At 71.8% G+C, this 17,629-nt stretch carries 17 protein-coding genes; 8 read left to right on the forward strand and 9 right to left on the reverse strand.

What is annotated here, in order from left to right; all coding sequences use genetic code 11:
* Positions 1-225 precede the first annotated feature (225 nt).
* The gene (locus SPRI_RS03615; RefSeq protein ID WP_005308399.1) at positions 226-1,014 is read left to right on the forward strand and encodes a GntR family transcriptional regulator; all 789 of its coding nucleotides are present in this window, start codon (positions 226-228) and stop codon (positions 1,012-1,014) included.
* Between the two features lie 25 nt (positions 1,015-1,039).
* Entirely contained in the window at positions 1,040-1,255 is a 216-nt protein-coding gene (locus tag SPRI_RS03620) for a dodecin (RefSeq protein WP_005308402.1), read from the forward strand.
* 160 nt (positions 1,256-1,415) lie between these two features.
* Here SPRI_RS03620 and SPRI_RS03625 read toward each other — a convergent pair whose 3' ends face one another.
* Positions 1,416-1,910, reverse strand: coding sequence for a phosphatase domain-containing protein (locus tag SPRI_RS03625; RefSeq protein ID WP_005308405.1), 495 nt, complete (start codon positions 1,908-1,910; stop codon positions 1,416-1,418).
* Positions 1,911-2,069: 159 nt separating this feature from the next.
* Between SPRI_RS03625 and SPRI_RS03630 the strand changes: the two genes are divergently transcribed.
* Positions 2,070-3,107, forward strand: coding sequence for an MsnO8 family LLM class oxidoreductase (locus tag SPRI_RS03630; protein ID WP_037775844.1), 1,038 nt, complete (start codon positions 2,070-2,072; stop codon positions 3,105-3,107).
* A 351-nt stretch (positions 3,108-3,458) separates the two neighbouring features.
* Here the strand turns inward: SPRI_RS03630 and SPRI_RS03635 are convergent, their stop codons facing one another.
* Positions 3,459-4,439, reverse strand: coding sequence for a LysR family transcriptional regulator (locus SPRI_RS03635; protein WP_374987865.1), 981 nt, complete (start codon positions 4,437-4,439; stop codon positions 3,459-3,461).
* Between the two features lie 36 nt (positions 4,440-4,475).
* On the opposite strand from SPRI_RS03635, the gene SPRI_RS03640 reads away from it, so the two are divergent.
* Both SPRI_RS03640 and SPRI_RS03645 read left to right on the forward strand, forming a co-directional pair.
* A complete protein-coding gene (locus tag SPRI_RS03640) occupies positions 4,476-5,372 on the forward strand; it encodes a serine hydrolase (protein WP_037775845.1) in 897 nt (298 codons plus the stop codon).
* Between the two features lie 168 nt (positions 5,373-5,540).
* Positions 5,541-6,506, forward strand: coding sequence for an MBL fold metallo-hydrolase (locus SPRI_RS03645; protein ID WP_078951341.1), 966 nt, complete (start codon positions 5,541-5,543; stop codon positions 6,504-6,506).
* Here the strand turns inward: SPRI_RS03645 and SPRI_RS03650 are convergent.
* The 3 genes from SPRI_RS03650 to SPRI_RS03660 are packed head-to-tail and all read right to left on the reverse strand — an operon-like array spanning position 6,496 to position 9,888.
* Entirely contained in the window at positions 6,496-7,242 is a 747-nt protein-coding gene (locus SPRI_RS03650) for a succinate dehydrogenase/fumarate reductase iron-sulfur subunit (protein ID WP_005308416.1), read from the reverse strand. The two genes, SPRI_RS03645 and SPRI_RS03650, sit on opposite strands and share 11 nt — an antisense overlap.
* Positions 7,239-9,182 carry a fumarate reductase/succinate dehydrogenase flavoprotein subunit gene (locus SPRI_RS03655; RefSeq protein ID WP_005308418.1) on the reverse strand — a complete coding sequence of 648 codons (1,944 nt, stop codon included), beginning with the start codon at positions 9,180-9,182 and terminating at the stop codon, positions 7,239-7,241. The genes SPRI_RS03650 and SPRI_RS03655 overlap by 4 nt, the downstream gene beginning before the upstream one ends.
* Before the next feature lies 1 nt (position 9,183).
* Positions 9,184-9,888 (reverse strand): succinate dehydrogenase, encoded by a 705-nt coding sequence (locus SPRI_RS03660; protein WP_005308421.1) that lies wholly within the window; start codon positions 9,886-9,888, stop codon positions 9,184-9,186.
* 83 nt (positions 9,889-9,971) lie between these two features.
* On the opposite strand from SPRI_RS03660, the gene SPRI_RS03665 reads away from it, so the two are divergent.
* Positions 9,972-10,892, forward strand: a complete 921-nt coding sequence (locus SPRI_RS03665; protein WP_005308423.1) for a LysR family transcriptional regulator — start codon at positions 9,972-9,974, stop codon at positions 10,890-10,892.
* On the opposite strand, the gene SPRI_RS03670 is transcribed toward SPRI_RS03665, so the two are convergent.
* The 4 genes from SPRI_RS03670 to pip all read right to left on the reverse strand — a co-directional run bounded on the left by SPRI_RS03670 (position 10,862) and on the right by pip (position 16,238).
* Positions 10,862-13,024, reverse strand: coding sequence for a putative bifunctional diguanylate cyclase/phosphodiesterase (locus SPRI_RS03670; protein WP_005308425.1), 2,163 nt, complete (start codon positions 13,022-13,024; stop codon positions 10,862-10,864). The two genes, SPRI_RS03665 and SPRI_RS03670, sit on opposite strands and share 31 nt — an antisense overlap.
* Positions 13,021-13,830 carry an SAM-dependent methyltransferase gene (locus SPRI_RS03675; protein ID WP_037773090.1) on the reverse strand — a complete coding sequence of 270 codons (810 nt, stop codon included), beginning with the start codon at positions 13,828-13,830 and terminating at the stop codon, positions 13,021-13,023. The genes SPRI_RS03670 and SPRI_RS03675 overlap by 4 nt, the downstream gene beginning before the upstream one ends.
* A gap of 260 nt (positions 13,831-14,090) precedes the next feature.
* Positions 14,091-15,059 (reverse strand): SCO0930 family lipoprotein, encoded by a 969-nt coding sequence (locus SPRI_RS03680; protein WP_005308430.1) that lies wholly within the window; start codon positions 15,057-15,059, stop codon positions 14,091-14,093.
* 216 nt (positions 15,060-15,275) lie between these two features.
* Positions 15,276-16,238 carry a prolyl aminopeptidase gene (pip, locus tag SPRI_RS03685; RefSeq protein WP_005308433.1) on the reverse strand — a complete coding sequence of 321 codons (963 nt, stop codon included), beginning with the start codon at positions 16,236-16,238 and terminating at the stop codon, positions 15,276-15,278.
* A gap of 56 nt (positions 16,239-16,294) precedes the next feature.
* Between pip and SPRI_RS03690 the strand changes: the two genes are divergently transcribed.
* Both SPRI_RS03690 and SPRI_RS03695 read left to right on the forward strand, forming a co-directional pair.
* Entirely contained in the window at positions 16,295-16,828 is a 534-nt protein-coding gene (locus SPRI_RS03690) for a MarR family transcriptional regulator (protein WP_005308436.1), read from the forward strand.
* 197 nt (positions 16,829-17,025) lie between these two features.
* Positions 17,026-17,547: a hypothetical protein gene (locus tag SPRI_RS03695; protein ID WP_005308439.1), complete on the forward strand. Its 522-nt coding sequence runs from the start codon at positions 17,026-17,028 to the stop codon at positions 17,545-17,547.
* Positions 17,548-17,629: the final 82 nt, after the last annotated feature.

Raw genomic sequence — 17,629 nt, forward strand, 5'->3', positions numbered from 1 at the left:
GAGCAACTGCTTCAGGACAGGGAGCCATGAGCTTGCCGGGGCACGCTCCGGTCGCGGCCGCCCTCCCGCCATGGCTCTCATGGAACTCGCGCAGCCGGAGCGGCACTTCGAGCGGATCGGGCTGAGGCAGGCACGGCAGTCGGTGGTGGCGTTGCGGGCCGGGCCGGGCCGGCCCCGGATGAACGGGACGTATCCTCGGCCCATCACGCATGGGAGGGGACGGCGTTGAGGGACGAGGGTGCACCAAGGGCGGCGCTCAAGCGCGAGCGGGTACGGGCGTATCTGCTGGGCCTCGTCGACGATCGGCGCCCCGGGGACGCCATCCCCTCCGAACGCACCCTCTGCGCCGCGCTCGACGTGTCACGCCCCACCCTCCGCGCCGCCGTCGACGAACTCGTCGCCACCGGGGCGCTCGTACGGGAGCACGGCCGCGGGATGTTCGTCGCGCCCGCCAAGATCACGCAGGAGCTGGTGGGCGACTCCGCTCCGGCCGCGGTCCCGCGGGCGCCGGGGACCTGGTCGAGCCGGGTGCTGGAGTTCCGCAGGACCGCAGCGGGCGCCCGCATCGGACGCAGGCTGCGGCTCTCCCCCGCCGCGGACATCTTCCACGTCGCGCGGCTGCGGCTGGTCGACGGCGGCCCCGTCGGACTCGAGTACCTGCACATCCCGGCCGGCCTCGTCCCCGATCTCACCCCGGGGCGGATGGAGTCGGGCTTCTACCGCTACCTGCGGGCCGAGCGGCGGATCGTCGCCGCCCGGGCGGAGCAGTCCATCGAGCCCACCGTGCTGAGCGAGGCAGAGGCGGAGCTGCTGGGCGCACCCGTCCTGTCACCTGCGCTGCTCTTCGACCGCGTCACCTCCGACCCCGACGGACGTCCGGTCGAGTACGTGCGCTCCCTCTACCGCGGCGACCGCTACCGCATCCTCTCCCGCCTTTCGCTCGGCCCCGCGGGGGACGGCCGCCCCGCGCCCGACGCCTCGCGGGAAGCCGACTGGTGGGGCACGGTGGAGTGAACGCACCGAGAGGAGCACGACACCCATGTCGAACCACACCTACCGCGTCACCGAGATCGTGGGCACCTCGCCCGACGGGGTCGACCAGGCCATCAAGAACGGCATCTCCCGGGCTTCGCAGACGCTGCGGGGCCTCGACTGGTTCGAGGTGACGCAGGTCCGCGGGCACATCGTCGAGGGGCGGATCGAGCACTACCAGGTCGGCTTGAAGGTCGGCTTCCGTCTCGAGGACGGCGACTGAGCACACGCGGCCGGGGACTGACGACCGACGACACGCCGCCCTGGACGGACGGGGCGGCGTGTGGCATGTCCGGGATACGGCTCGACCGGCAGGTCCTGGTCGGCGCGTCTCGGATACGGCCCTGAGCGGCCCCTTTCGGAGACGGCCCCGGCCTGCCCTCTCAGGTGCGGCCCTCGCGCTCCTGCGCCTCGTGCATGGCGGGCGTCGTGCTCGGCGCACCCCAGACCGCCCGCACGACCCGGAAGCCGGCGCGCTCCGCGTCCTGGCAGACCAGCTCGTCGTCGTCCACCAGCATCCTGATCTCCCGGTCGCGGGCGAGCTGTCGAAGGATCTCGAGCTTGGTCCTGCGCGCGGGCCGCCGGTCGTCGTTGCGCCGCATGAAGATCCGGCCCTGCGGCAGCCCCTGTGCCGCCAGCCAGTCCACGGTGTCCTTCCGGCAGCGCTCCGGCCGGCCGGTCAGATACAGCACCTCGCACTCCTGCGCCGCCTCCAGGCACAGCGCCACGCCCTCGGTGAGCGGCGGGTCCTCGGGGGCGGCGGCGAAAAAGGCGTCCCACGCCCGCGGCTTGCGTTCCAGCAGATGCTGGCGGTGGCCGGCGTCGGAGAGCGTTCCATCGAGGTCGAATACGGCCAGCGGCCTGCGGCTCTGTGTCACGCCGGTCACCCTAGGCCCTCACCGCGGGGTCCCGCCGGATCGGGGGCCCAGGAGCACATCGGGAGCACGGGGCGAGGCCGGGGCGAGGCCGGGGCGAGGCCGGGCGGACGGGACCGGGCCATCGGGAATCCTCACGCGGTGAACGCGTTGAACCGTGGTGTGAGCTCATTGACCGCGTCCGCCGTCCGTCTGTCGGTACTCGACCGTTCCCGTACCCGCGAGGGGTACGACGGTCCTGCCGCGCTGCGGGACACCGTGGATCTCGCCCGGCAGGCCGAGGCCCTCGGTTACCACCGCTTCTGGGTCTCCGAGCATCACGGGGTCCCCGGCGTCGCGGGATCGGCGCCGACGGTGCTCGCGGCGGCGGTCGCCGCCGCGACCACATCGATCCGCGTCGGCACCGGCGGGGTCATGCTGCCCAACCACCAACCCCTGGTCGTCGCCGAGCAGTTCGGTGTGCTGGAGTCGCTCTTCCCCGGCCGTGTCGACATGGGCCTCGGCCGGTCCGTCGGCTTCACGGACGGCATCCGCCGGGCCCTCGGCCGCGACAAGCAGGACGCGGAGGACTTCGAGGCCCGGCTGGAGGAACTGCTGGGCTGGTTCACCGGCGAACGGGCTGCCCATCCGCACGTCCACGCCCGCCCCTCGGAGGGGCTCAGGGTCCCTCCGTTCCTGCTCGCCACCGGTGAGGGCGCGGGGATCGCGGCCCGTGCCGGGCTGGCGCTGGTCATCGGCGATCTCCGTGGCCGGGAGCGGCTGCTTCGGGCCGTGGAGGGCTACCGGCGGGACTTCCGGCCCTCCGTGTGGGCGGAGCAGCCGTACGTGGTCGTCGCCGGTACGGTCGCGGTCGCCGGCAGCGAGGAGGAGGCGCGCCGGCTGCTGATGCCGGAGGCCTGGTCGATGGCGTACTCGCGCACGCATGGGACGTTCCCGCCGCTCCTGCCGCCCGAGCGCGTCGAGGCGCTGGAGATGACCGCCAAGGAGCGCGGTCTCTACGAGTCGGGGCTGAGCGGCCACGTCGCGGGGACCGAGGAGCAGGTCGCCGAGGCGCTGGGGGCGGCGGTCGAGGAGAGCGGCGCCGACGAGGTGCTGGTCACCACCAGCACGTACGACCGCGCGGCGCTGCTGGACTCACTGCGGCGTCTCGCACGGGTGGCCGGGCTGTCCTCCCACGAGCTGACCGGCGCGACCGCCTGAGGGTCCCGCACGCCGCGCATTCACCCGCCCGGGCCGGTGCCCGGCCGCTCCCGCCACGTGTCCGACCGCTCCCGGGACCGCACTCCAGCACCCGACCCCGCCGGGCCATTCCGGTGATCAGCCACCTCCGCGGCCGGCCGGGACCCGTGCGCCACACCCCCCGAGCGACCACCCGCCCGACCGGGTCCGCCCCGACCGGCCACCCTCGCCGGACCGGGTCCACCCCGACCGGCCACCCCCGCCCGACCGGGTCCACCCCGACCGACCACCCCCGCCCGACCAGGTCCATCCCGACCGACCACCCCCGCCCGACCAGGTCCACCCCGGGGCAACACCACCCCCGCCGGGTCCTCACCCGAAGACCACCGACCAGGGGCGCGGCCCGTCCCCGGCCGGGCTCTCGCCGGCCGGGGTCCCGGCGGCCGGTGCCGCGGAGCCGAGGGCCGGCGTACGGTCGCGGGCCAGGACGTCCGCGGCCACCGCCGCGAACTCCGCGGCGGCCCGGTGCGGCGACTGCCCCGGCCACGCCGCGCGGATCCGCTGCGCGAGCGGTCTGCCCGCCAGGGGCCGCCAGACCACCCTGGGCTCCTTGCGGGCCACCGGCCCCTGGTCGAAGGCCACTCCGTGGCCGGCCGTCACCAGGCCGATGAGGAATTCCGGGTTGCGGGCCTGCCGCACCCTGCGGGGGACGAAGCCGGCGGCGCGGCAGATGTCGAGCGTCGTGTCGTACCAGCCGGGGGCCGATGCCCTCGGGACGAGGACGAGGTCCTGGCCCGCCAGTTCGGCGAGCGCGACCTCCGGGAGCCGCGCGAGGGGCGACGTGCGGGGCAGCACGACGCCGAGATCGAGCCGGACCTCCGGTCCCAGCTCCAGGCCGCCGACGTCCGCCGGCTGCTGGACGAGGCCGACGTCCAGGCCGCCGGAGGCCAGCAGTCGGAGCTGCTCGTCCGTCGTCAGCTCCTGGAGGTCGATGCGCAGGGCCCGTTCCCGGCATTCGGCGATCAGCGCCCCCAGCACCGCCGCGGAGGTGTCGGGCGGCACGCCCGCGCGCAGCGTGCCGAGATCGCCGTCGTGGGCACGGCGCACGAGCGCCCTGGTGCGCTCCTCACGGGCCAGCAGGTCCCGGGCCTGGTCGAGGAGGACGGACCCGGCCGGGGTCAGCTGGACCTGCCGCCGTGACCGGTCGAAGAGTTCCGCGCCCAGCTCGTCCTCCAGCCTGCGTACGGCACGGCTGAGCGGTGGCTGGGCCATGCCGAGACGATCGGCCGCCCGCCCGAAGTTCAACTCGTCGGCCACGACGACGAAGATACGCAAGTGGCGCAGGAGATCCACGGGACGACCCTAGGCGACAGGAGCGGTGTCCGAATGCTGATCGAGGAGAGACTGCGAGCGGTGTTCGCGGGAGCGGGAGCGGAGGGCGTGCTGCACGCCGTGGACATCGACGGTCCAGGTGAGGCGGGGTACGGCGCCGATGAACCGGTCGTCGTCGCCTCGGTGTTCAAGGTGCTGCTCGTCCTGGAGTTCGCCCGTCAGTCGGCTGCCGGCCAGCTCGATCCCCGGGAGCGGGTCCGGGTGACGTCCGAGCACCGCCTCGGCGGCTGGGGCACCGGTGGCTGTCTGGACGATGTGGAACTGTCGCTGCGGGACCTCGCCCACTTCGCGATGGCGGTGAGCGACAACACGGCGGCGGACCTGCTGATGGAGCGCGTGGGTACGGACACCGTGGCGATGCTGGCGAAGGAACTCGGGCTGGAGAACACCCGGATCGTGGGCGGGCCCCGGCAGGTGCTGGAGTCGATGCTCGAGGAGGTGGGCGCGCGGGACGAGCGGGAGTTCGCCGCGGTCTTCCCGACGCTGTCCGCCGCCGAGGTGCGCGGCCTCGGCGTCTACGACCCGGCCCGTACGAACGCGAGCACGCCGCGCGAGATGACGCGCCTGCTGCGGATGGTGTGGCGGGACGAGGCGGGACCGCCCGAAGCGTGCGCGCAGGTACGGGAGCTGATGGGCCGCCAGGTGTTCCGCCACCGGCTCGCAGCCGGGTTCGGCGACGGCGTGCGCGTCGCGGCCAAGACCGGCACGCTGCCGGGACTGCACAACGAGGTCGGGGTGGCCGAGTACCCGGACGGCGGCAGGTACGCGGTGGCCGTGTTCGCCCGCACCCCGGGCCTGCTGGCGAACCGTACGGAGACGGACGTGGCGATCGGCGCGGCGGCACGGACAGCGGTGGATCTGCTGCGCGGACTTGAGCCCGAGCACCTGCCCTGACCTGGTGACATACTCGATCCGGTATGGGTGGTGCAGCGGTGCGGTCTTGGACGGGCCGCGCACGGGCCTGATCTTCTTCGCCCCATGACCGAACAGACGAGCAAGCACATCAGTGAACCCGTGAACGGCCCTCAGGGCGGCGGCCGGCGGGCCTTCGTACGGCGGACGCTGCTCCGCGGAGCGGCGCTCGGTGCGGCGGCGCCGCTGCTGCCGGCGGGGGCGGCTGCGGCGGCCCCTTCGGAGGGGTACCGGAAGGGCGCCGGTGCGGTGCCCGCCGGCTCCGCGACCCTGCGGTGGCTCGGCACGTCGGGCTGGCGCATCGGGGTCGGCGACAGGACCGTCCTGTTCGACCCGTACATCACCCGTTTCCCGACCGGCCTGTTCGGCCCGAAGGGCGGTTTCGACGCGGCCACCCCGCTGTTCTGCGACGAGGAGCTGGTGACACGGCACGCGGGCAGCCCGGAACTGGTGCTGGTCAGCCACACCCACTGGGACCACATCAACGACGTGCCGCACATCGCGCGTTCGACGGGCGCCCGGGTCATCGGCACCGAGACGACGTACCACGTGCTGCGGGCGCTCGGCGTGGAGGCGGGGCAGATCAGCGTGGTCAGGGGCGGTGAGGTGCTGGACTTCGACGGCTTCACGGTGGAGGTCGTCGCCGGCCGGCACAGCCGTAACGCCAAGTGGTCGTACTTCGCTCCCGGCACGCTGCACGCCGTGCCGCGCCGGGCGCCGCGGACCATCTCCGACCTGCCGGAGGGCGACACGCTCGCCTTCCAGGTGAGCGTGAAGGGCGGCCCGTCCGTCTTCCTCATGGGCGCGAGCGACTTCGAGGAACGGGCCGCGAGCGGGCTGCGGCCCGACGTGCTGATGGCCGCCACCCCGTCGAGCACGGCGACGCACCGCTATCTCCAGAGGCTGCTCGGCGCGCTCGGCGACCCCGCGACCGTCGTCCCGGTCCACTGGGACAACTTCGAGAGGCCGCTGAGCCTGCCGCCGGAGCGCGATCCGGTGATGGACCTGGACGGTTTCACCGACCTGATCCGTACGCTCTCCCCCGCCTCGAGGGTCGTCGTGCCGGACTACGAGACCCTCTACGGCGGCTACATGCGGCCGACGGTCACCGCCTGACCTTGCGCGTCGCGCGCAGCCACTCCTTGTTCATCGCGGCGATGGACGGCAGCGGGATGCCCTTCGGGCAGGCGGTCGCGCACTCGCCGGTGAGGGTGCACCCGCCGAAGCCCTCATCGTCCATGGCCCGGACCATGTCGAGCACCCGGGTCTCCCGTTCCGGCGCCCCCTGCGGCAGCACATTGAGGTGGTTCACCTTGGCGGAGGTGAAGAGCATCGCGGAGCCGTTGGGGCAGGCCGCCACGCAGGCCCCGCAGCCGATGCACTCGGCGTGCTCGAAGGCGAAGTCGGCGTCCGGCTTGGGCACGGGGGTGGCGTGCGCGTCGGGGGCGGAGCCGGTGGGAGCGCTGATGTAGCCGCCGGCCTGGATGATCCGGTCGAAGGCGGAGCGGTCGACGACCAGGTCCTTGACGACCGGGAAGGCGGCCGCCCGCCACGGCTCGACGTCGATGGTGTCGCCGTCGCGGAAGGAGCGCATGTGGAGCTGGCAGGTGGTGGTGCGCTCGGGGCCGTGGGCGTCGCCGTTGATGACGAGCGAGCAGGCGCCGCAGATACCCTCGCGGCAGTCGTGGTCGAAGGCGACGGGTTCCTCGCCGCGCAGGATCAGGTCCTCGTTGAGGGTGTCGAGCATCTCCAGGAACGACATGTCGGACGAGATGCCGTCCACCTCGTAGGTCGTCATGGCGCCCGGGGTGTCGGCGCTCTTCTGCCGCCAGATGCGCAGGTTGAGCTTCATGCGTAGCTCCGCTGGGTGGGGTGGACGTACTCGAAGACCAGGTCTTCCTTGTGCAGGACGGGTGGGGCGCCGGTCCCCCGGAACTCCCAGGCGGCCACGTAGGAGAACTCGTCGTCCTTACGGGCGGCTTCGCCGTCCGGGGTCCGGGACTCCTCCCGGAAGTGGCCGCCGCACGATTCGGTGCGGTGCAGCGCGTCGAGGCACATCAGCTCGGCGAGCTCCAAATAGTCGACGATGCGGTTGGCCTTCTCCAGCGACTGGTTGAACTCCTCGCCCGTTCCCGGCACCTTGATGCGCCGCCAGAACTCGTCGCGGATCTGCGGGATGCGGTCGAGCGCCTTGCGGAGCCCTTCGTCGGTGCGCGCCATCCCGCAGAACTCCCACATGAGTTCGCCGATCTCCCGGTGGAAGGAGTCGGGTGTGCGGTCGCCGCCGACGGCCAGCAGCAGGTTCAGCCGGTCCTCGACCTCCGCCACCGCCTCGGTGACGGCGGGGTCGTCGGGGCCTACGTCGCCGAAGGCGCCCCGGGCGAGGTAGTCGTTGATGGTGGACGGCAGGACGAAGTAGCCGTCGGCGAGGCCCTGCATCAGGGCGGAGGCGCCGAGGCGGTTGGCGCCGTGGTCGGAGAAGTTGGCCTCGCCGATGGCGAAGAGACCGGGGATCGTCGTCTGCAGGTCGTAGTCGACCCACAGGCCGCCCATCGTGTAGTGCACGGCGGGGTAGATCCGCATGGGGACCTCGTACGGGTTCTCCGCGGTGATCCGTTCGTACATCTCGAAGAGGTTGCCGTACTTCTCCTCGACCTTGTCGCGGCCCATCCGCCTGATCGCGTCATCGAAGTCCAGGTAGACGCCCTGACCGCCGGGGCCGACCCCGCGGCCTTCGTCGCAGACGTTCTTCGCCGCCCGTGAGGCGATGTCGCGGGGGACGAGGTTGCCGAAGGACGGGTAGATCCGCTCCAGGTAGTAGTCGCGTTCGTCGTCGGGGATCTCGTTCGGCGGCCGGGCGTCGCCGCGTGCCTTGGGCACCCAGATGCGGCCGTCGTTGCGCAACGACTCGCTCATCAGCGTCAGTTTGGACTGGTGGTCGCCGGTGCGCGGGATGCAGGTGGGGTGGATCTGGGTGAAGCAGGGGTTGGCGAAACAGGCGCCGCGCCGGTGGGCCCGCCAGATCGCGGTGGCGTTGGAGTTCATGGCGTTCGTCGACAGGTAGAAGACGTTGCCGTAGCCGCCCGTCGCGAGGACCACCGCGTCGGCGAAGTACGTGGAGATCGTGCCCGTGATCAGATCGCGGGCGACGATGCCGCGGGCCCGTCCGTCGACGACGATCAGGTCGAGCATCTCGGTGCGGGGGTGCATGGTGACGGTGCCGGCCGCGATCTGGCGGGAGAGCGCCTGGTAGGCGCCGAGCAGCAGCTGCTGGCCGGTCTGTCCGCGGGCGTAGAAGGTGCGGGAGACCTGGACGCCGCCGAAGGAGCGGGTGTCGAGCAGGCCGCCGTACTCGCGGGCGAAGGGGACGCCCTGGGCCACGCACTGGTCGATGATCTCGACGGAGATCTCGGCGAGGCGGTGCACGTTGGACTCGCGGGCGCGGAAGTCGCCGCCCTTGACGGTGTCGTAGAAGAGGCGGTGCACGGAGTCGCCGTCGTTGCGGTAGTTCTTGGCCGCGTTGATGCCGCCCTGTGCGGCGATCGAGTGGGCCCGGCGCGGGGAGTCCTGGTAGCAGAACTGCTCGACGTGGTAGCCCTGTTCGGCGAGCGTGGCGCCCGCCGCGCCGCCGGCCAGGCCGGTGCCGACGACGATGACGGTGTGCTTGCGGCGGTTGGCGGGATTGACCAGCTTCGCCTCGAAGCGGCGCCGGTCCCAGCGCTGCTCGACGGGGCCCTTCGGCGCCTTGGTGTCCACGAGCGGCGCGCCGGTCGTGTGGTCGAGGTAATCCATGTCAGCTCACGACTCCGGTCATGACGGCGACGGGTACGGAGAGGAAACCGGCCGTGAGCACCAGGGCCAGGGCGTCGGCGGCGGTCCTGAGGATGCGCTCGCGGGTGGCGTTGCCCATCCCGAGGGTCTGCGCGGCGCTCCAGAAGCCGTGCCGGACGTGCAGTCCCACGGCGAGCATCGCGACGATGTAGATGACGTTGCCGTACCAGGTGGAGAAGGTGGCGACGACGTTCTCGTAGGCGCGGCCGGATTGGGCGTTCTCGTTGACGGTGAGGGTCGTCAGGTCCAGCAGGTGCCAGACGATGAACAGCGCCAGGATGATGCCGCCCCAGCGCATGGTGCGCGTCGCGTAGCTCGCGCGCCGCCGCCGGTGCACGTACTTGTCCGGTCGTGCCGCGATGTCCCGGCGGCTGAGCTGGTAGGCGGCGACGCCGTGGCCGACGACGGCGAGCAGCAGCAGCACGCGCAGGAGCCACAGTGCCCAGGAGTAGTGCAGTACGGGCTCGCCCATGGTCCGCAGCCATTGCGCGTACCCGTTGAACTCGTCCGCCCCGAAGAAGATCTTGAGGTTGCCCAGCATGTGGGCGACGAGGTAACCGAGCATGATCAGGCCGCTGAGGGCCATGACCGTCTTCTTGCCGACGGTGGACCGCCAGAACAGCCGAATGACGGACGGTTGCCGGTCCGTCCTCGTTCCCAGTGCCATGCCGTCGACGCTAGGGCCGGAAGGGTCCAGAGGTCCAAGACATGATCCGGCTCATGTCCATAGCCATGGACTATCGTGGCCGGATGCAGCTGCAGCAGCTCCTCTATTTCGTCGCCGTCGCCGAGACCCGTCACTTCACCCGCGCCGCCGAGCGCGTCCATGTCTCGCAGCCGTCGCTCTCCCAGCAGATCAGAGCCCTGGAGAAGGAGCTGGGGGCCGATCTTTTCGGCCGTGCCCGGGGCAACATCGCCCTCACGGACGCGGGCGAGACCCTGCTCCCTCTCGCGCGCCGCATCCTCGCCGACGCCGACACGGCCCGCCGCGAGGTGCAGGAGCTGGCCCAGCTGCGCCGCGGGCGGGTGCGGCTGGGGGCCACGCCGAGCCTGTGCACGGGCCTGCTGCCCGAGGTGCTGCGCACCTTCCATGATCTGCACCCGGGGATCGAGCTGCTGATCGAGGAGTCCGGCTCGCACGACCTGGTGCGGGAGCTGGCACGCGGCTCGCTCGACCTCGCCCTCGTCGTGCTGCCCCTGCCGTCGCCGTCGCCCGCGCTGACCACCGTCGAGCTGCTCAAGGAGGACCTGGTCGTGGTGTCGTCGCCCGAGGTGCGGGCGCCGCGCAGGCCGGTGCGGATCGCCGATCTCGCGGGCGAGCCACTGGTGATGTTCCGCCACGGCTACGACCTGCGGGAGCTGACCGTCGCCGCCTGTCGCGCCGAGGGCTTCGAGCCGACGTTCACCGTCGAGGGCGGCGAGATGGACGCCGTGCTGGGCTTCGTACGGGCCGGGCTCGGTGTCGCCGTCGTGCCCCGCACGGTCGCCGAGCGGGCCGGCGGGGATCTGCGGGTGACTCCGCTCGCCGGTCCGGGCCTGCGCCGGACCGTCGCGCTGGCGCACCGCAGCGATGTGGACCCTCCCCGGGCGGCCCGCGAGCTCCAGCGGGTGCTGCTGGACTCGATGGCCGCCGCGGGAGGTCAGACGGCGTCGGCCAGCACCAAGGTGTGAATCCGGTCGGGGGCGCCCGGCCGCGCGTAGTACCAGCCCTGCGCCGTGTCGCAGCCGAGTTCCCTCAGCTGCTCGGCCTGTGCGGCGGTCTCCACACCTTCGACGGTGACGGCCAGCTCCAGACTGTGCGCCAGCGACACGATGCCCTCGACGATCTTCAGATCGACGGGGTCGGCGGGATGTCGCTGCATGCCCTGGGTGAAGGAACGATCCAGCTTCAGCACGCTCACCGGCAGCCGGCGCAGATTGGCCAGGTTGGAGTACCCGGTTCCGAAGTCGTCGAGCGCGATGTCGACGCCCATCTCCGCCAGTTGCCGCAGCGGCTTGAGCCGGTCCTCGTCGGCGCCGATCAGCGCCGACTCCGTGACCTCCAGGCACAGGGCGCCCGGTTCCAGACCCGACCGCTCGAGCACGTCGACGGTGTCCGCCACCAGCCCTGGATGCTGGAGCTGGGCGGGCGAGAGGTTGACGTTGATCCGCAGCGGGCCGCCGTCGGTGTGCCGCCTGCTCCAGAACCTGGCCTGGCGTACGGCCTCCTGGAGCACCCAGCGGCCGAGCGGCACGATCAGTCCCGTGCGCTCCGCGAGCGGTATGAACCGGTCGGGTCCGAGCACCCCGTGCTGCGGATGGCACCAGCGCACGAGCGCCTCCGCGCCGTGCACGCTGCCGTCCCCGAGATGCACCAGCGGCTGGTACTCGATGAAGAACTCGCCGCGATCCAGGGCGGCGGGCAGCGCGTTGGTCAGCCCGTGGCGGGTGATGGCGCGGGCGTCCGCCTCCGGGTCCGCGATCTCGAAGCGGTTGCCGCCCGCGGACTTGGCGCGGTACATGGTGATGTCGGCGCTGCGCAGCACCTCGGCGCTGGTGCGCTCCCCGGCCGGTCCCTCCACGATGCCGATGCTGCCGCGGACGGTGAACTCCCGCCCGTCGACACGGATCGGGGTGGCGAGGGCGGCCAGGATGCGGGTGGCCAGCTCGTCCACGGCGTTCTGTGTGTCGGGCCCGGTCGTCAGCGCGACGAACTCGTCGCCGCCGAGCCGCGCGACCATCTCGCCCGGCGCGGTGGCGCAGCTCTGCAGCCGGTCGGCGACCTCCACCAGCAGCCGGTCGCCGGTGGCGTGGCCGAGGCTGTCGTTGATGGTCTTGAAGCCGTCGAGATCGAGGTAGCACAGCCCGAAGCGGGCGCCGGCCGGGGCGCTGACGGCCTTCTCGAGACGCTCGAAGAACAGGGTCCGGTTGGGCAGGCCGGTCAGCGCGTCGTGCGTGGCCTCGTACCGCAGTCGCAGGTTGAGCAGCCGGCGCTCCGTGGTGTCCTCGAACAGCGCCAGCTGGTACTGCGGCTCCCCGTCGGCGTCGCGCAGCAGCGAGACGGTCAGATTGGTCCACAGGACGGTGCCGTCGTTGCGGTAGAACGGCTTCTCGACCCGGTAGTGCTCGCGTTCCCCGGTCACCAGCTCCTGGTACAGCTGCCAGACCTGCGGCCGGTCCTCCGGGTGCGCCCAGTCGGTGACCTTGCGTCCGCGGACGTGGTTCTCCAGACCGCCGAACATCTGGGTCAGCGTGTCGTTGACCTCGAGCACGTTGCCCTCGAGGTCGGCGATCCCGATACCGATCGCGGCGCCCTCGAAGACCGCGCGGAAGCGCGCCTCCGTGGCGTGCATGGCCTGCAGCGCCTCGCTGCGCGCCAGCAGTGACGAGCGGGCGATGGACTCCTGCTCGGCGAGCGTCCGTTCGCGCAGCGCCTGGGCGAAGCCGGCGGCGAGGGCGTGCTGCAGGCGGGCGCAGCGGGCCCGGTTCTCCTCCGCGGTCTGCTCGGGGTCGCCGCAGTAGAGCACCAGGTAGGCGTCGACGACGCCGAGGGTGCGGCCGAGGGCGTCCGGGTCGGTGCAGTGTGCGCCGACCAGCGCTGCCCCCACCTGGTGCGCGGCCTGTGCGGTGAAGGGGCGGGCGTGGAGCGCGCTGTTCAACTCCCGTGCGAGCGGCAGCAGATGCTGCTCGAACTCGGGCCGGGTGAGGGACGTTGCCGTGGCGGGGAAGATGGCACGGCTCCAGATGGTCGCGAACCGCCTGAGCCGGTCCTCCAGCACGTCCGCGTCCCCCTCGGACCCGGCCGCCCGTGACGTTTGCCTCACGCCTTGCGCCCCACACCGGCGAAGCCGGAGAAGGCGTACGGATCCTCCTGGTCGACGGGCCCGTCGGGCCGCCAGTCCGGCATGGAGACGAGGCCCGGCTCGACCATCGTGTACCCGTCGAAGAACCGGCCGACCTCCTCGCGCGACCGCATCACGAGCGGGTTGCGGATGTCGCGGTACACACCGACCGTGCCGCCGGCCTGCTCGGCCGGGAGCGGGATGCCTTCGAAGGAGGCGTGGGTGACGACCAGCAGGCTGCCGGGTGCCAGCGCGTCCCTCAGCTCGGCCACGGCCTGCCACGGCTCGTCCTCGTCCGTGAGGAAGTGCAGTACCGCGACGAGGAGCAGCGCCACCGGCCGTTCCAGGTCCAGCAGTTTCGCCTCGGGGCTGTCCAGGATCTCCCGCGGGCTGCGCAGGTCGGCGGCGACGACGTCCGCCTGCGTGTCGCCGTCGAGGACGGCCCGGCTGTGCGCGACCGCGACCGGGTCGTGGTCCACGTAGAGGACCCGCGCCTCCGGGCTTGCCTTACGGGCCACTTCATGGACATTTCCGAAGGTCGGAATGCCGGAGCCGATGTCGAGGAACTGCGTGATCCCCTCAGCGACCGCGTAATTGACGGCGCGGCGCATGAAGGCACGGTTCGCCTGCATGATCTTGGGGAGTCCCGGCATGAACTCCATGGCCCTGCGCGCGGCCGCCCTGTCGACCTCGAAATTGTGGGAGCCGCCCAGGTAGAAGTCATAAATGCGGGACACGCTCGGCACCGATATGTCGATGCCCTGCGGGGCCCAGGCGGGACGCTCCATCGATGTCTCCAACAAGTCGCCACGGGGGAGTTCGGCCATGTCCATGGCCAGTGTTCGAGCCGAGGCTACTGATCGCCTGCCAAGAGGGCGAGCCCAAACGGAAATTAGCGGTCCGTTCTTGGTCACACCTGTTCGTCATGCGCCACCGGAACGCGACCCGGTCACATGCGTCCGGCAAACGCTCCGCACATGCGTCGGACCCGCCGTCACGCGGAGGGGCGTGAGACGGGCCGACGCCGGCCGGAGGCGCAGCGTGGGGACTACTTGGGCGCTCCGACCGGCTTACCCTCGGGCGATACGGCGTACCAGGTGCCGCCGACGCCCTGGCCGTTGGTGTCACCCGGCTTGGAGTCGCCCGCGAAGGTGTAGATCGGCCAGCAGTCGATGGTCTGCTGCTCGATCCCGTCGGGCCGGTCGAAGGTGACGAAGCCCTTCTTCAGGATTCCGACGGTGTCGTTCTTCTCGACGGGCTCCACGACGGGCCACTTCTTCAGGCAGTCGCCGGTGCAGGCCGTCTTCATCGGCCAGGCCGAGTCCTTCATGAACCGGTAGACGGTCATCCCGTTCTTGTCGACGACGATCTCACCGAGCTTGGGGTCCTTGCGTACGGAAAGCCCCGCGAGGTCGGCGGGCTCGGTGCCCTCGTCGCCGCCGGCCTCCCCGCCCGCACCCGGTGCGGCCTTCTTGCCGTCGGGGGCGGCCGCGTACCACGTGCCGCCCACACCCTGGCCCTTGACGTCGCCCGCCTTGGTGTCCTTGGCGTAGCGGTACATCGGCCAGCCGCCGATCGTGAGCTGCTTGGTGCCGTCCGCCCTGGTGACCTCGCCGATCAGGGAGGGGTCGACGCCGGGGGCGGCGGAGGCGCCGCCGGCGGCGACGACCGGCCAGGTCTTCGCGCAGTCGCCTTCGCAATTCGACTTCGGCGGCTCCGCGGTGTCCTTGTCGAACCGGTAGAGGGTGAGCCCCGCGCTGTCGGCGAGGACCTCGCCGAGCTCCTCGCTCTCCCAGACCGCGAGCTGCCCCGCCGGCTTGGCGGCGGCCGCCTCGCCGCCGGTCTCGGAGCCGTAGCCCGCGTCGGAGCCGTAGCCGTTCCCGGGCTGCGCGGGGTTGGCCGCGCCGACCGCCTGACCGTTGGGGGTCTCGGTGCCCGTCTCCTGACCGCACGCCGTCGTCAGCGCGAGTACGGCCGTCGCAGTCACCGCGAGCGAGGCGTTCCGCCAGGTGTTCATGTCCACTCCCGTGTTCATCCATCCGGTTCCGGCGCCCGGAGCGCCGTTCATGGCCCTAGGTACGGACGGGAGGGCGACGTCTGTTCAACGTCTTCGAAAAAATCTTGTGAGTCGCAACCGCGAATGGTTGAAATCCCGCTTCCAACAGGTGAATTCACCCCATGTGGAGCCGCCACGGAATTGGCCGGATCTCAACTGCCCCGCCAGGCACACCAGTCACTCGGTGTACCGGAATCGCTCCAGAGCGCCGATCACCCGGTCGCGCATCGTGGCACTTCCCTTGTGGCCCGAGTCGTCCACGACCACCAGTTCGGCGTCGGTCCAGACGCGGACGAGTTCCCAGGGCGTCTCGAGCGGAGTGCTGAGATCGAGACGGCCGTGGAAGAGCGCACCGGGAATTCCTTTCAGTCGGCCCGCCTCCCGCAGCAGCACCCCTTCCTCGAGCCACGCGCCGTGCGCGAAGTAATGGGCGGCGATCCGCACCAGGGCGATCCGCGCGTCCGAGGGCCGGCCACCGTACGGGGCGGGTCCGCCGTTCGGTTCCAGGGACACCACGGCGTCCTCCCAGCGGCACCAGTCGACGGCCGCCTTCTCCCGCACCGCCGGGTCCTCGCTCTCCATGAGCCGCGCGTACGCGGCCACGAGGTCACCGGCACGCTCTGCCTCGGGCACGCCGAGCCTGAAGCGGTGCCATTGCTCCGGGAAGAACCGGCCGACGCCCCGGTAGAGCCAGTCGATCTCACGACGGCGCGTGGTCGTGACACCGTTGACGACGATCTCGGACACCCGCTCCGGGTGCCGCTCGGCATAGGCGAGGAGCAGCGTGGACCCCCACGACCCGCCGTAGAGCAGCCACCGCTCGATGCCGAGGTGCTCACGCAACTGCTCCATGTCGGCGAGCAGATGAGAGGTGGTGTTGTGCCGCATGTCCGCGGCCGGGTCCGCCGCGTGCGGGGTGCTGCGCCCGCAGCCGCGCTGGTCGAAGAGCACGACCCGGTAGGCGCTCGGGTCGAAGTACCGGCGCATCCGAGGGTTGCACCCGGAGCCCGGGCCGCCGTGCACGACGAGGGCGGGTTTGCCGTGCGGGTTGCCGCACACCTCCCAGTGGACGAGGTTCCCGTCCCCCACGTCGAGCATCCCCTGCTCGTACGGCTCGATCGGTGGATACAGCTCCGCCATGGCCCGACGCCCTCCCTGCTCACCAACAGATACAACAGCGCTGTTACATTAACCCCATGGCCTCGCCCGACCAAGACACCGCCGCCGCCCCCTCCCCCGGCCCCGAACTCCTCGGCACCCGCCTGCGCCTCCTTCTGAACCTCCTCGACTCCGATGTCGAGGCGGTCTACGAGGACTTGGGCCTGGGGAGCCTGCGCCCCCGGTACGCCCCCGTCCTGCGCGCCCTCTCCGCCCACGGCCCGAGTTCGATCCAGGACCTGGCCCGGGCGACCGGCGTGACGCACTCGGCGGCGAGCCAGACGGTCGCCCAGCTCGTCAAGGAGGGCCTCGCCACCGTCGGCCCCGGCAGGGACGGCCGCCGGCGCATCGCGACGCTCACCGCGGAGGCCGAGTCCCTGATGCCCGCATTGGACGCCGAGTGGCAGGCCACCGCGGCGGCAGCCGCCGCTTTCGAGGCGGAGCTCCCGTACCCGTTGAGCCGGCTGATCGGCGAGGCGCTCGAGGCGCTGCGCCGGCGCCCGATGCGCGACCGGATCGCGGACGCGGCGCCCGGTCTCCTGCCGCATCCGGACCGCGCCGCTGACAACTGAGCCCCGGTGACGCGCCGGCGGCGGCCGAGCCCTGCACATCACCGGAGAACCGCATCCGGTACGGCGAGAAATGACCCGTTTGCCCTACAGCGATCGCGGGGGACAAACACCGCTCTTAGCGTTTCGGTGATCGAGGTGCATTTTCCGACCCACGCGGAAATCGTTCCGCGACTGCTCCTCGGGACCGGAGGACCACCATGCGCGCGATACGTGCCGCATCCGCCGCTCTGCTCGGAGCGGCCGCACTCGCCCTGACGGCCCCCACAGCCGCGGCCGTCAACAACACGCCGTACGACTTCAACGTCACGCCCTCGACCGTCGCGGCGGGCGGTCGCGTCACCCTGACCGCGGGGGGCTGCCCCAGCACCACCACCGTCACCTCCGGTGTCTTCGACACCGTCACCATCCCCCGCAACGGCGCAGCGACGGCCACCGTCGACTGGGACGCCAGGCCGGGCGCCGTGTATTCGGTGCAGTTCAACTGCGTGGGCCGGATCGGCACCCTCGACCTGACCATCGCCGGCGGGAGCTCGAGCCCCACCGCCAGCTCCACCAGGACCGCCACCACCGCACCGCCCCAGGGTGTGCGCGGCGGCGTGGGCGGCAGCTTCGACGGCATGAACACCGCGGAGATCGCGGCGGGCGGCGCTCTCGTCGCGGCGGCCGCCACCGCGACCGTGCTCGTCGTGCGCAGGCGGTCGACCGACCGCCGGCACTGATGACGGCACCGCCCTATACGACGCACCGCCCCGGACCCGGGCGTCCCTGCCCGCCCGATCGCATCAGGCGCCGACCGCCCGT

Source organism: Streptomyces pristinaespiralis, from assembly GCF_001278075.1.
GTDB lineage: Bacteria > Actinomycetota > Actinomycetes > Streptomycetales > Streptomycetaceae > Streptomyces > Streptomyces pristinaespiralis.